The sequence below is a fragment of the Alphaproteobacteria bacterium PA2 genome (assembly GCA_002256425.1).
In the GTDB taxonomy this organism is placed as follows: domain Bacteria; phylum Pseudomonadota; class Alphaproteobacteria; order Caulobacterales; family Caulobacteraceae; genus Phenylobacterium.
This window is the reverse complement of record NKIZ01000001.1, coordinates 2674178-2687223: the sequence shown is the minus strand read 5'-3', so window position 1 is coordinate 2687223 and position 13046 is coordinate 2674178. Positions and strand designations below refer to the sequence as shown.

Genomic DNA, 13046 nt, shown 5'->3' with positions numbered 1-13046 from the left:
CAAAGTCGTCGCCTATCGGCGAAGCACGCGCCTTGCCTTCCCGAGGCGCGTGTCCTCGCCTTCACGACCTACCGGGACAAGCTCCATGCAGCGCAGAGACCTTCTGACCGCCCTTCTCGCCATCGGCCTCAGCCCCGCCGCCCGGGCATACGCCGCCGAGGGCGACTACCGCACTGCGGCTCACAAGGCCTGGATCTTCGCCCTGCCGCTGATCGAGATGGCCAATACCCGCAGTCAGGGCGGAGCGCCCAACACCCTGGCCCACAAGCGCACCCTGACGACCTGGCAGGATCGCGGCGTCACGGCGCCCAACAACGACACCCTGTTTTCCTCGGCCTGGATCGACCTGACCCGGGGGCCTGTCACCCTGACGGTTCCGCCGACGGGATCGCGCTACCAATCCATCCACATCATGAACATGTACACCGACGCGGACGCGGTGCTCAGCCCCCGGACCATCGGCCACAAGGGCGGCGTCTTCACCCTGGTGGGGCCCGACAGCAAGCTCAAGGGCCCGCAGATTGTCCGCATGACCACGCCGCACGGCTGGATGCTTGTCCGGACCCTGGTGGACGGGATTGCAGACCTGCCAGGGGCGACCGCCGCGCAGGACGGTCTGAAACTGGCGGCGCCAGGATGCGACCCTGCCCCGGCCTTCCCAAGGCGCAACGCCAGGGCGGCGGAGGTGCTGGGCGCCGCAGCGGCCCTGATGGCCTCGGACCCGCCCCTGTCCAGAGACAGGGCGCATCTGGACTGGACCAGGCTGGTGGGCGGCAAGGCCCTTCCGGCCCTGACCTCCGACCAGTGGGCACAGGTGGAGCTGGGCATTGCCGACGCCAAGGCCGAGCTGTTCGGCATGGTGGGCAAGAGCCGGTTCATCGAGGGCTGGAGTTATCCCCTGCCCAGTCTTGGCCTGTTCGGCGAGGACTACAGCTATCGCGCGGTCGTCGCCCTGGTCGGACTGGCCGCCCTGCCAGTGGCCGAGACCATGTACATGCAGCCTGAAGGCGACACGGGGCGGGGCGAGTTCCAGGGTGACGGGCTGTTCCGGTTCAGCATGAAGACCCCGCCCCCGGTCGACGCCTTCTGGTCCTTGACCCTCTATGAAATCACCGACCAGAAGCAGCGGTTCCTGACCCACAATGTCCTGGATCGCTATTCCATCGGCGATCGGACGCCGGGTCTGAAATACAATACCGACGGCGGCCTGGACATCTGGATCGGCCGGACCGATCCCGGCGGCGAGCGCACGGCCAACTGGCTGCCGGCGCCGGCCAGGGGGCCCTACACCCTGTCCCTGCGGACCTATCTGCCCCGGCCGGAATTCCGCGACGGCCGTTACCGCTTGCCCCCCATTGTCGCCGCGTGATGGCAATCTCCGGAGATCTGACCATGTTGAAGACTGGATTTCGCGCCCTGCTGACCACGGCCCTGGCCGCCGCCCTGCTCGGCGGGCCCCTGGCGGCCCATGCCGCCGGTGCTTCCGCAAAGCCGGATTTCAAGCCCGTCGGCGACTATCTCCGGCAGCTGGTGGACACCGGGAAATTCCCGGGCGCCAATGTCCTGATCCTGAAGGACGGCAAGGAAGCCTATTATGCGCAGGCTGGCCTGATGGATGTGGAGGCCAGGCAGCCCGTCCGGCGGGATACGATTTTCCGCATCTATTCCATGTCCAAGCCGGTCACCACGACCGCCGTGATGATCCTGGTGGACGAGGGCAAGCTCAAATTCAGCGATCCGGTCACCAGGTACGTTCCGGAGTTCGCCAACCTGCAGGTCTATACGGGCATGAAGGACGGGGTCATGCAGACCGAGCCGGCCCGTCCCATGACGGTGGAAAACCTGCTGACCCATACGGCCGGTCTGACCTATGCCTTCCAGCTGACCACGCCGGTGGCGGCCATGTACCAGAAGTCTCCGCTGGGCGGGGACCGGTGGCGGTTTGACCCTGCCTATGCCGGGGGCGGCGAACTGGCCCGGACCCTTGCCAGCATGCCCCTGGCCTATCAACCGGGTGAGCGGTTCCACTACAGCATGGCGCTCGATGTCGCCGCCCTGGTGGTCCAGCGCGCCTCGGGCGTGCCCTTCGGCAAGTTCCTCCAGACCCGGATCTTCGAGCCCCTGGGCATGCCCGACACCGGTTTCGACATGCCGGCGGAAAAGGGCGGTCGCCTGGCTTCGCTCTATGGGCCCACGCGTGACGGCGGCCTCAGGGTCACCGATGTCGGCGCCACCAGCGCCCTTCTGAAACCCATCCCCGGTTTCTCGGGCGGCGGCGGCCTGCTGTCCACGGTGGACGACTATGCCCGGTTTGCCGAAATGCTGCAGGAAGGCGGCGCCCTGAACGGACGGCGAATCCTGTCGCGCAAGTCCATCAGGCTGATGATGTCCAACCACCTGACCTCCGACCAGTTGGTGGAGCTGAAATCCACCGCAGGCTTTGGCCTTGGCGGTTCCGGCGATGGTCTCGGCTTTGGCTATGGCGGGTCAGTCCTGACCGACGGCAAGTCTGCAAACGACCCTGGTTCGGTCGGCGAATATGCCTGGGGCGGGGCGGCCAGCACCACCTTCTGGGTGGATCCGGTCAAGCATGTGGTGGTGGTCTTCATGACCCAGGTCATTCCGCCCGGACGGGCCCTTGTCCGCGATGACCTGCGCAACCTGACCTATCAGGCCCTCGGGAAATAGGTCCCGGCCCCCTCTTCGGGCGACTCCGGCCCTTGCCAGATCGGCCTGTCCGGGCATCAATCCCGGAAAGGGGAGATTCAACATGGTGCGACGTCAGGTCCTTCTGGCTACGGCCGCGGTCACCATCGCCATCAGCGCGGGACTGTTGCTGACCGTCCGTCAGGCCGGAGCAGGCACGGATGCCCAGCAGCCGGCGGCGGCCCCCGCGGGCTCGGGCGCGCAGATCCCGGCAGACCAGAGGCGCGCCTATTTTGGTGACCTTCACCTGCACACCACCATGTCCCTGGACGCCTGGACCTTCGGCAGCAGGGTGACCCCCGATCAGGCCTATCGTTTCGCCCGGGGCGAAACGGTCATGGTGCCGGCCACACAGATGTCCGCCGAGCATGGCATCGCCACCACCCAGCCCATGCCGGCCCGGCGGGCCTGGCCCCTGGACTTCATGGCCGTGACCGATCACTCGGAATACCTGGGCGGGTTCACCCAGCTGGAATTGCCGGGCAGCGCCTTTTCATTGTCCGCCATTGGCCAGAAGTTCAAGGAGGCCGGTCGCGCCGGCTTCATCGTCCTGACCATGATGCGGGGAGAGGCCGAAACGGCCAAGGCCCTGGCGGCTGCGTCCGAGGCTTCGGATGGCTGGAATCTGGAAATGCGGGCGGCCAACGCCAACTACCAGCCGGGCAAGTTCACCACCTTTATCGGTTATGAGTGGTCCGCCTCGCCGGGGCAGGGCATCCACATGCACCGCAATGTGATCTTCAGCGGCGACACCGCGCCGACGCCCTTCTCGGCCAATGATTCAAATCGTCCCGAAGATCTCTGGAAGTATCTGGAGACCGCCCGCGCCAGGGGGAGCGACGTCCTGGCCATTCCCCACAACAGCAACTTTTCCGACGGCCGGGACTTTGACTGGAACAATTCGGACGGTCAGCCCATCGATGCGGCCTATGCCAGGGCGCGGGCAGTCAATGAGCCCCTGGTGGAGATCGCCCAGACCAAGGGTACGTCCGAGACGACGCCGGAACTCTCGCCCAATGATGAGTTCGCCGGTTTCGAAGTCATGGACCGGCTCTACAAGGGCCAGACGTCCCCCAATCAGCATGGCTCCTATGTCCGCGAGGCCCTGGGCAGGGGGCTGACCATTCAGAACAGGATCGGCGCCAATCCCTTCAAGATGGGGCTGGTCGGCGCTTCGGACGCGCACAACGGCCTGTCGGCCAGTGATGAAAACGCCTTTGCGTCCGGGGAGGCGACCCTGGATCCCCGCACCATGCTGCCCACCGGCGCCAATGCGAAAAGGGCCCTGGGCATGGGGCCGCCGCCGACCCTGCGCCCCAATGGCCAGAGGGAAAATGACCCCATCCAGTTCGGCTCTGCGGCCCTGACAGGGGTCTGGGCGGAGGAGAATACCCGGGGCTCGATCTTCGCCGCCCTGAAGCGCAAGGAGACCTTCGCGACGTCCGGAACCCGCATCCGGGTGCGGATGTTCGGCGGGTGGACCTTCTCCGACGCCATGCTGAAACAGTCGGGCTGGGTGGCCAGGGCCTATGCGGCCGGGGTGCCCATGGGGCGTGACCTGCCGCAAAGACCGGCCCAGGCCAAGGCGCCGACCTTCATTCTCCAGGCATCCAAGGACCCTACGGGCGCAAACCTCGACCGCATTCAGGTGGTCAAGCTCTGGGTTGAGAACGGGGTCCAGAAGGAAAAGGTCTTCAATGTCGCCCTGTCGGGGAACCGCAAGGCGGGCGCTGACGGTCGCGCACCCCCCGTTGGCAATACGGTGGACCTGAAGACCGGACGCGCCAGCAACACCATCGGGTCGGGCATGCTCACCGTGGCCTGGCGCGATCCAGAATTCGACCCGAAGAGTCCGGCGGTCTATTATGGCCGGGTGCTCGAGGTGCCCAGCCCACGTTGGTCGACCCTGCTGGCCATCCACAATGGCCTGCCCCTGCCGGCCAAGGCGCCGCCCACCATCCAGGAGCGGGCCTGGACCTCGCCCATCTGGTTCACGCCTGGAGCTTAGGCGGCCCAACCTGCTTGAAGCCGGCCGTGGCAGGGTGTTACCTCGAAGGGCTGAATTGAGGCCGGTTACGGTCCGGTCCCTGGAGGCCCTTCAGCCCACCTGGAGGATGCGCCTGTCATGACCGCTGCCCGAAATCCCGCCGCGCCCGCAGACTTCGATCCCCGGCCCCGCATCCAGCAGGACGGGCAATGGTTCGTGGATCTGGATCACGACGGCGTGGTCGCGCCCTATGAGGACTGGCGACTGCCTGCAGCGGACCGGGCGAGGGACCTGCTGGGTCGCATGACCCTGGCCGAGAAGGTCGGCCAGATGCTGCACGGCACCCTGGCCTCAACCGGCCCCTGGGGTTTTCTGGGTCACGGTCCTGAATATGACCTTGAGAAATGCGAGGCCCTGATCCTCAAGGCCGGTGTCACGGCGGCCATCACCCGACTGGTGGCCGCGCCCGGCGCCTTCGCCGAACAGAACAACGCCCTGCAGGCCATAGCCGCCCGGGGACGCCTGGGCATTCCCCTGGTGGTCAGCACGGACCCCCGCCATCACTTCCTGTCCATCATCGGCGCCAGCGACGTGGCCTTCGGCTTTTCCCAATGGCCCGAGACCCTGGGTCTTGGCGCCATTGGCGACCGGGAGCTGGTCCGCGCCTTCGCCGACATTGTCCGGCAGGAATACCGGGCCGTGGGAATCCAGATGGCCCTCTCGCCCCAGGCGGACCTGGTCACCTCGCCCATGTGGCCCAGGATCGAGGGTTCGTTCGGCGAGGACCCCGGCCTGGTCCGCGCCCTGACCGGCGCCTATGTGGAGGGCCTGCAGGGCGGGCGCTCAGGCCTGACCGCTGACGGCGTCGCGACCGTGGCCAAGCACTGGGTGGGCTATGGCGCCACCGAGGACGGCTTTGACGGCCACAACAGCTATGGCCGCTATTCGGCCTTTCCGGGCGGGGCCTTCCAGCACCATGTGAACGCCTTCCTCGACGCCTTTGAGTTCAAGGTCGCCGGGATCATGCCCACCTACAACATCCTCAAGGGCGTGCTGGTGAACGGCCAGCCGGTGGAACCTGTGGGCGCCGGCTTCAGCCGTCTGCTGCTCACCGACCTGCTGCGCGGGACCTGCGGCTTTGACGGGGTGGTGATTTCAGACTGGGCGATTTCCAAGGACGCCAACCAGGCCTGCCTGACCGGCGACCCGCCCCAGCAACCCAAGGACATCGCCATGTCCTGGGGGGTTGAGCATCTCTCGCCTGTCGAGCGCGTCGCTCTGGGGGTCAATGCGGGCCTTGACCAGTTCGGCGGCGAGGATGACCCGGCCCTGCTGCTGTCGGCGGTGGAGCAGGGGCTGATCACCCTGGAACGCATCGACCAGTCGGTCCTGCGGGTCCTGACCCAGACCTTCGAGCTGGGCCTGTTCGACCAGCCCTTCGTGGATGAGGTCAGTGCCGACAGTATGGTGGGTTCGCCTGCGTTCCGACAGGCCGGTCTGGCCGCCCAGAGGCAGTCCCTTGTCCTGCTCAAGGACGGTCAGCTTCGGGACGACGACATCGTCATTCTCCACGGCATGGGGGACGGCGCCCTGAAGGCCCGAGGCCTCGCCACCACCGACAATCCCGCAGAGGCCACAGCGGCCCTGATCCGCCTGTCGACCCCTTACCAGACCCTGCACCCCACCTTCTTCTTCGGCAGCCGTCAGCATGAAGGGGACCTGGACTTCAAGGACGACAACCCTGACCTGGCCTTCCTGCGCAGCCTGCCGTCCGGCCTACGCAAGATCATTGTCATCCACCTGGACCGCCCGGCGGTCCTGACCAATATCGCCCCCCTGGCCGACGGCCTCTATGCCGAGTTCGGCGCCAGCGATGAGGCGATGCTGGACGTGGTGACGGGCAGAGCCACTGCTGGAGGACGGCTGCCCTTCAGCCTGCCCAGGTCCATGGAGGATGTCCGCAAGCGCCGCTGGGACACGCCGGATGATGATCCTGACCCGCTGTTCGCCAACGGGTTTTCGGTGAAGGTCTAGTCCTCGTCCTTCAGGTCGTGGAACCGGTCGTACCGGACCTCCAGCACGAAATCGTCCTTGCGGTGCAGGACATCGGCGAAGGCGGCGCCACGGACGATCTCGTCGGCTATGTAGGAATTCCGGGCGTGGATCATCTGGGACAGGGTCTCGTCCAGGCCTGAAACCGAGACAATGATCTCGGCCTCGGTGGACTGCAGGGCCTCATGGTCCATGTGGAAGAGGGGGCTGGCCTCGTTGATCTCGTGCATGACCGTCCACGACAGGCGCAGGAGGGGGTTCTCGCTGCGCACCAGGGGCAGGGTGTAGAACCGGCGCAGGGTCTTGCCCTCGGCGGTCACCTCGTCACGCATCAGGGTCAGCTTGGCCTGGGCGTCGACGATCCGGTTGTCCCGCTCATTGACCATCCGCAGCATGAAGTGCGGCTTGCCCTCATGGGTGGTGATCACCGCCTTGTTGCTGAACAGAATGCGGGCTGTGGGCCGGGCGAACTTGGAAAACACCAGACCCGCCACCACGCCGGTATAGCAGAAGCCAAACAGGGCCTCGGTGGTCACCAGCAGGTTGGCCGCCATGGTCCGCGGGACCATGCCTCCATAGCCGATGGTGGCGAAGGTCTGGACGCTGAAGAAGAAGGCGTCGGCGAAGGAGCCCGGTCGGGCATTGGCTATGCCATCCCCCAGGGCCAGATAGGCGCTGGCGAAGACCAGATTGATCCCCAGAAACACCCCGCCCAGCATCAGGCCGATGGTCCGCCAGCTGCCCCCCAGCAGACGGATGTAGAGATCGGAAAACACCGCCCGGCTGCGCCCGATGGGAATAACCCGGAACCCGTCCCCCCGCGCCAGGACGCGAGGGTGTTTCGGCGAGAGGTCGGGGGGAGGGCGCTTCATGCGAAGAGGTTAGCAGGGGGCTGTAGGCGTGTCGCGGGGGTGAAGCAGAGTCAGACTGGCTCGCCCACACGCTCCCCTTCGACATCCTCCGCAAGGTCGCTGGCGGTGATCACCACCAGACCGGTCGACCAGAGCGGAAGCCTGCGGACCAGGCCGGCGCCGGAGAATGCAAAGAGCGCCAGGGTCGGATTTCCATGGGAGATCCTTTCAACGGCTAGGGGTGAGCAGCGGGTTGGACTGTCGCAGAAGCGCCAGGGCGGGTTCGCCAGAGTGACCAGGCGATTCCCCCGGCGAGGATGGCCAGGGTCACGCTCAGCGAAACCCATGCTGGAAACTTTTCCCACCCGAGCAGATCGGCGACGAAGATCTTCGAGCCGATGAAGATCAGCAGCACGGCCAGAGCATGCTTCAGATAGGCGAAGCGATGAATGATGGCGGCCAGGGCGAAATAGAGCGCGCGCAGGCCAAGGATGGCGAAGATGTTGGACGTGTAGATGATGTAGGGGTCGGTGGTGATGGCGAAGATCGCCGGCACCGAATCCACCGCGAAGATGACGTCGGCGATTTCGATCAGCAGCAAGGCCATGAACACGGGCGTCACATGGGTCGCCAGCCGGCCGGTCTTCTGATCTGCCATCCTGACGAAGAAGCGCTCTCCGTGCAGGTCGTCGGTGACCCGCAGCCAGCGTCGCATGACGCGCAGAAGCGGGTTGTCCGCCAAGCTGTGCGACTTGCCGGCCATGGCGAGCATCTTGATCCCCGTGAAGATCAGGAAGGCTGCAAAGGCGTAGAGGAGCCAGGAGAACTCGGCGACCAGGGCGGCCCCGCCGGCGATCATGATGGCGCGAAGAATAATGACGCCAAGAATTCCCCAGAACAGCACCCGGTGCTGATATATCTGGGGAATGGCGAAGTATCCGAAGATCATGGCGATGACGAAGACATTGTCCATCGCCAGGCTTTTTTCGACTACAAACCCGGTCAGATACTCAATGCCGGACTGGGCGCCGAGGGTGAACCAGACCCAACCCCCGAAGCCGAGGCCCAGGGTAAGATAGCCGAGCGACATCAGCAGGCTTTCGCGCACGCCGATTTCACGATGCTTTCGGTGCAGGACGCCGAGATCGAGCACCAGCAGCACGACGACGAGGGCGAGGAAGCTCGCCCACATCCAGATCGGCTTTGACAGAAAGTCCTGGGTTAGAAAGTCCATATAGCCTCCGGTGCCCCTGGGGTGATCAAACGCGAATGTCGAACGTGTGCGGGCTCACGCGACGCCTGGTCATTTGGTCTTGAAGGGCGTTGACGGGCTCGACCGGCCGTTCGGTGGAAACACTGCGATGACCCGCGGCCTTGGCGACGGTTTGGGTGAGCTGGACGGACAGGGCTGCGGTCCAGGGCGAGACGAGGGGAGGCCCGACCCTCATGGCGTCCGACCCTGATCCGCCACGAGGGCGCGGCCCCACAGCGACGGGCGCAGTTTCGTCTGTCGGGTGCCCCTGGCCTTGATAGGGGTGAGGACCGCCTGCATCAGCAGGCGAAGGCGGCGCAGACGCGCAAGCAAGATGGACACCATTGAGCCACTCCTTCTCGAGAAGGGCGCGATCGACGCTGAGGCGCCGGTGTTCGAAGGGGGGAGAAACAAGCCGGACCCCATCATCGAGCGCACCCGATGCGATCCGACATCACGATCACGATGATCGTCAGAGGGGCCCGGGCCGCAGCCGGTACATGGGGAGGCGAGCCGCGATCTGCAAGACCTCGGGTCTGCCTTGTTGCGCACAGCCAAACGGAGCGGGCATCATCAGGGGTGTTCAGCCCCGTGCGCAGCCGGACCGGCGCCCAACCAAATGGGCCAGATCATCAATGAATCATTCGCTGGGGCGCTGGCCGCCGAGCGCCCGATTCCATCCACCAGAGCCTCAAGCCGACTGATCATCTGCCAGGTTTGCCTTTGACATCCCGTCCCAGGCCTTGAAGGTTCCAATGGCGTAGGTCGCGCCATAACCAAGCACCACAAACGAACTCCAGAAGATGAAGCCGTCCACCAGGTCAGGCCTGAAAATCAGGGCCGGGAAGAGAGCCAGACCCCGGGCGAGGTAGATGGCGGTGATCACCACCAGGCCGGTACGCAACAGGGGCAGCCTGCGGATCAGACCCGCGCCGGAGAAGGCATAGAGCGCCCAGATCGCCAGGACGGAGGCAATGCCAAGGGTGACCAGGGTCGGCATGATGGCCCCCCGGGCCGCAGCCCGCGCCATGCGCTCGCCGGCCCCGAAGGCCCGGTACCAGTCAGGGCCACCAATGATGATGGCGATGTGCATGAGGGAGGCCAGCAGGCTGAGTATCCCCGCAGCGAGAAGCCATTTATTGGCGGTCCTGGGCATTGCTGATTTCCTCCTGGCCTCAGCCAGCAGCCCCTGTCTTCCTGACCCTGATGCGGCCCTTCAGGTCCGCAAGCACTGCCTGGACGTTACCGGCATCATCACAGGATGGAACCCGGGAGATCAATTCGATTGACGCTTCGTGCCGCCGGTCCGGAGCCAGGAGCAGGGCGGTTTCGAAGGCGAAGGACCCGTTCGGATTGAAACCGGCCTTCAGGATCTCCGCCATGCCGCTTTCGGCCGGCATGGCGGCGGCGGCTGCGGACGTCATGCTGACACAGCCCGAAGCACGGGCCAGGAATGAGGGGCCGGGCCAGGAAGCCGGAGCAAGGTCATCATAGTTCAGGGGAACATCCTCGACGAGGCGCTCAGCGACCACGGAAATGACCTGTCCGGGTGTGACATAGCTCACGAGGGAGACATCAAAGTGGTAGCCGTTGTCCTCCGACTTCGTGAAGCTGTGCGGACCGGTAGATCTGAAGCCCGCAGGGGCGGCGACCCTCATGGCGGGCGAGCGCACCGTTACGACGCCTCCGGAGACCCGAAGTCCTGAGGCGCGAACTTCGGAGGCCGCCACCGGAAATCCCGAGCAGAGCATGAGGATCAAGATCCCGATGGCGGGGGCGGCTCTGACCTGAATTCTGGATTTCAGCGAGGGCATCTGACCATGAACGCCCGCCTTGTCGGGCAGATCAAGCCCCTAATCCACAAACAAACCTTGCTTCTCGGGCCGCAAAGCCTCATCTAGCGCGGCCCGTGATCCCTTTTGTGTGTGGCGCGGCGCTCCAGGACATTAAACTTCATGCCATTTCCGACTGTTCACCCCGCCTTGGCGCGCGCTTTGGCTGCTCAGGGCTATGCCGAGCCGACCCCGGTACAGGCCGCCGTGCTGGCCGATGACGCCGCTGGCCGAGATCTGCTGGTCTCCGCCCAGACCGGATCGGGCAAGACCGTGGCCTTTGGTCTGGCCGCTGGTCCGACCCTGCTGGGTGACGCCGACAAGCTGGCCTACAGTGTCGCGCCTCTGGCCCTGGTGATCGCGCCGACCCGGGAGCTGGCCATCCAGGTCAATACCGAGCTGTCCTGGCTCTACAAGGACGCCGGGGCCATTGTCGTCTCCTGCGTCGGCGGCATGGATCCGCGCCGTGAGCAGCGGGCCCTGCAGGGCGGCTGCCACATCGTTGTCGGCACCCCCGGTCGTCTGAAGGACCACCTGGAGCGCGGCAATCTGGACCTGTCGGCCCTGCGGGTCGTGGTCCTGGATGAAGCCGACGAAATGCTGGACATGGGCTTCCGGGAAGACCTGGAGGAAATCCTCGACTCCGCGCCGGAAGGCCGCCGGACCCTCATGTTCTCGGCGACCATCGCCAAGGAAATCGCCGGCCTCGCCCGCCGCTATCAGACTGACGCCCTGCGGATCGACACGGTCAACCGCAACCAGGCCCATGGCGACATCGAGTACCAGGTCATCCGTATTGCGCCGAACGAGATCGAGCACGCAGTGGTCAATGTCCTGCGCCTGTTCGAGGCGCCCGGCGCCCTGGTGTTCTGCAATACCCGCGACGGGGTCCGGCACATGCATGCGGCCCTGCGCGAGCGGGGCTTCTCTGTCGTCGGCCTGTCGGGCGAGCTGGGCCAGAGGGAGCGTTCCGACGCCCTCCAGGCCCTGCGCGACGGCCATGCCCGGGTCTGCGTCGCCACCGACGTCGCGGCCCGCGGCCTTGACCTGCCGGACCTTGGTCTCGTCATCCACGCCGACCTGCCGGTGAACAAGGCCGGCCTCCTGCACCGTTCGGGCCGCACCGGCCGGGCCGGGAAGAAGGGGGTCTCGGTCCTGCTGGCGCCCTATACCCGCCGTCGCAAGGTCGACATGCTGCTGGCCTCGGCCCACATCGAGGCCGTGTTCCGCGGCCCGCCCACCGCCGAGGAAATCCGCGCCAAGGACCAGATCCGCCTGCTGGAGGATCCCATCCTGGCCGAACCGGCGGCGGAAGAGGATCTGGCCCTGGCCTCCAAGGTCCTGGAGACCATGACGCCGGAAGTCATTGCTGCGGCCCTGATCCGTCTCTACCGCAAGGGTCTGCCCTCGCCGGAAGACCTCTATGATGATCCCCGTGACAATGGTCAGCGCACTGTTGGCTCAAAGGGCGACCGCGGCGACCGCGGTGAAAAGGGCGAGAAGTGGCGTCCCGAGCGGGATGACCGCGATGGCGGTCCCGTGGGTAGGCCCGAGCGCATGGCGCCGGAAGACGTCACCTGGTTCCGGGTCACGGTGGGCCGGGCCAACAATGCCGACCCGAAGTGGCTGATCCCGCTGATCTGCCGGCTTGGCCATGTGACCAAGAAGGAAATCGGCTCGATCCGGATCTTTGATCGCGAGACCAAGTTCGAGATCGCCAATATCGCCGCCGACAAGTTCACCAATTCCGTCAAGGCCACCGAGGCCGACGAGATCAAGATCGAGCCCTCGACGCCTCCCGGCGGACGGCCCGAAGGCGGTGGCGGCGGACCGCGCAAGTCCTTCGACGGCAAGCCGCCCTTCAAGCGCGGCGAAGGCAAGCCCCCCTTCAACAAGGGCGAGGGCAAACCCCCATTCCAGCGAGGAGAGGGCAAGCCCGACGGCGACCGTCCCAAGCCCTGGGCCGGCAAGGACCGCCCGGCAGGTGAGAAGTCCTACGGCGACAAGCCCGCCTATGGAGACAAGCCTTCCTTCGGGGACAAGCCCTTCAAGGCCAAGCCCTATGGCGACAAGCCCGGCGGCGGTGGCGGAAAGCCCTTCAAGGGCAAGTCCAATGACGCCCCCCGTCCGCCCCGTGGCGAAGGCAAGCCCTTCAAGCCGGCCGGCGGCGGCAAGCCCTTCAAGGGCCCCAAGCGCGACAAGGGCTGAGTTCCATTTCCGGTCATACCGGAGAAGGCCGCTCTTCGGGCGACCTGACGCTCACAACCCTATGAACTGGACCCCGGCCTCCGCCGGGGTGACCGGTTGTTGTTGATAGCGCGCGACCGAACTCCACCTCCCGGTCATACCGGCGAAGGCCGGTATCC

At 65.7% G+C, this 13046-nt stretch carries 10 protein-coding genes; 5 read left to right on the top strand and 5 right to left on the bottom strand.

The annotated features are described in order from the left end of the window. Nucleotides 1-85 precede the first annotated feature (85 nt). The 4 genes from CFE28_12970 (at nucleotide 86) to CFE28_12955 (ending at nucleotide 6727) form a co-directional block, all read left to right on the top strand. Complete coding sequence (locus CFE28_12970) at nucleotides 86-1369, top strand: phosphatidylserine decarboxylase (protein OYU70825.1); 1284 nt, start codon at nucleotides 86-88, stop codon at nucleotides 1367-1369. Then, complete coding sequence (locus CFE28_12965) at nucleotides 1369-2688, top strand: serine hydrolase (GenBank protein ID OYU70824.1); 1320 nt, start codon at nucleotides 1369-1371, stop codon at nucleotides 2686-2688. The genes CFE28_12970 and CFE28_12965 overlap by 1 nt, the downstream gene beginning before the upstream one ends. A gap of 82 nt (nucleotides 2689-2770) precedes the next feature. Beyond that, complete coding sequence (locus tag CFE28_12960) at nucleotides 2771-4714, top strand: hypothetical protein (GenBank protein OYU70823.1); 1944 nt, start codon at nucleotides 2771-2773, stop codon at nucleotides 4712-4714. Nucleotides 4715-4831: 117 nt separating this feature from the next. Continuing rightward, complete coding sequence (locus CFE28_12955) at nucleotides 4832-6727, top strand: beta-glucosidase (protein OYU70822.1); 1896 nt, start codon at nucleotides 4832-4834, stop codon at nucleotides 6725-6727. On the opposite strand, the gene CFE28_12950 is transcribed toward CFE28_12955, so the two are convergent. From CFE28_12950 to CFE28_12930, 5 genes are all read right to left on the bottom strand, one after another. Further along, nucleotides 6724-7464 (bottom strand): ATP-sensitive inward rectifier potassium channel 10, encoded by a 741-nt coding sequence (locus CFE28_12950; protein OYU71701.1) that lies wholly within the window; start codon nucleotides 7462-7464, stop codon nucleotides 6724-6726. The genes CFE28_12955 and CFE28_12950 overlap by 4 nt on opposite strands. Nucleotides 7465-7831: 367 nt before the next feature. Further along, on the bottom strand, nucleotides 7832-8830 hold the full coding sequence (locus CFE28_12945) for a hypothetical protein (protein ID OYU70821.1): 999 nt from the start codon (nucleotides 8828-8830) through the stop codon (nucleotides 7832-7834). Between the two features lie 25 nt (nucleotides 8831-8855). Beyond that, entirely contained in the window at nucleotides 8856-9044 is a 189-nt protein-coding gene (locus CFE28_12940; protein ID OYU70820.1) for a hypothetical protein, read from the bottom strand. A 495-nt stretch (nucleotides 9045-9539) separates the two neighbouring features. After that, the gene (locus CFE28_12935) at nucleotides 9540-10004 is read right to left on the bottom strand and encodes a hypothetical protein (protein ID OYU70819.1); all 465 of its coding nucleotides are present in this window, start codon (nucleotides 10002-10004) and stop codon (nucleotides 9540-9542) included. Between the two features lie 19 nt (nucleotides 10005-10023). Then, nucleotides 10024-10662 (bottom strand): hypothetical protein, encoded by a 639-nt coding sequence (locus tag CFE28_12930; protein ID OYU70818.1) that lies wholly within the window; start codon nucleotides 10660-10662, stop codon nucleotides 10024-10026. Between the two features lie 141 nt (nucleotides 10663-10803). Here CFE28_12930 and CFE28_12925 point away from each other — a divergent pair, with 141 nt between their 5' ends. After that, the gene (locus CFE28_12925) at nucleotides 10804-12888 is read left to right on the top strand and encodes a hypothetical protein (GenBank protein OYU70817.1); all 2085 of its coding nucleotides are present in this window, start codon (nucleotides 10804-10806) and stop codon (nucleotides 12886-12888) included. The last annotated feature ends 158 nt before the right edge of the window (nucleotides 12889-13046 follow it).

What these genes read in the sequence shown, in the direction of transcription:
- CFE28_12970 (OYU70825.1), top strand. Translation starts at nt 86, where the DNA reads ATGCAGCGCAGAGACCTTCTGACCGCCCTTCTCGCCATCGGCCTCAGC.
- CFE28_12965 (OYU70824.1), top strand. Translation starts at nt 1,369, where the DNA reads ATGGCAATCTCCGGAGATCTGACCATGTTGAAGACTGGATTTCGCGCC.
- CFE28_12960 (OYU70823.1), top strand. Translation starts at nt 2,771, where the DNA reads ATGGTGCGACGTCAGGTCCTTCTGGCTACGGCCGCGGTCACCATCGCC.
- CFE28_12955 (OYU70822.1), top strand. Translation starts at nt 4,832, where the DNA reads ATGACCGCTGCCCGAAATCCCGCCGCGCCCGCAGACTTCGATCCCCGG.
- CFE28_12950 (OYU71701.1), bottom strand. Translation starts at nt 7,464, where the DNA reads ATGCTGGGCGGGGTGTTTCTGGGGATCAATCTGGTCTTCGCCAGCGCC.
- CFE28_12945 (OYU70821.1), bottom strand. Translation starts at nt 8,830, where the DNA reads ATGGACTTTCTAACCCAGGACTTTCTGTCAAAGCCGATCTGGATGTGG.
- CFE28_12940 (OYU70820.1), bottom strand. Translation starts at nt 9,044, where the DNA reads ATGAGGGTCGGGCCTCCCCTCGTCTCGCCCTGGACCGCAGCCCTGTCC.
- CFE28_12935 (OYU70819.1), bottom strand. Translation starts at nt 10,004, where the DNA reads ATGCCCAGGACCGCCAATAAATGGCTTCTCGCTGCGGGGATACTCAGC.
- CFE28_12930 (OYU70818.1), bottom strand. Translation starts at nt 10,662, where the DNA reads ATGCCCTCGCTGAAATCCAGAATTCAGGTCAGAGCCGCCCCCGCCATC.
- CFE28_12925 (OYU70817.1), top strand. Translation starts at nt 10,804, where the DNA reads ATGCCATTTCCGACTGTTCACCCCGCCTTGGCGCGCGCTTTGGCTGCT.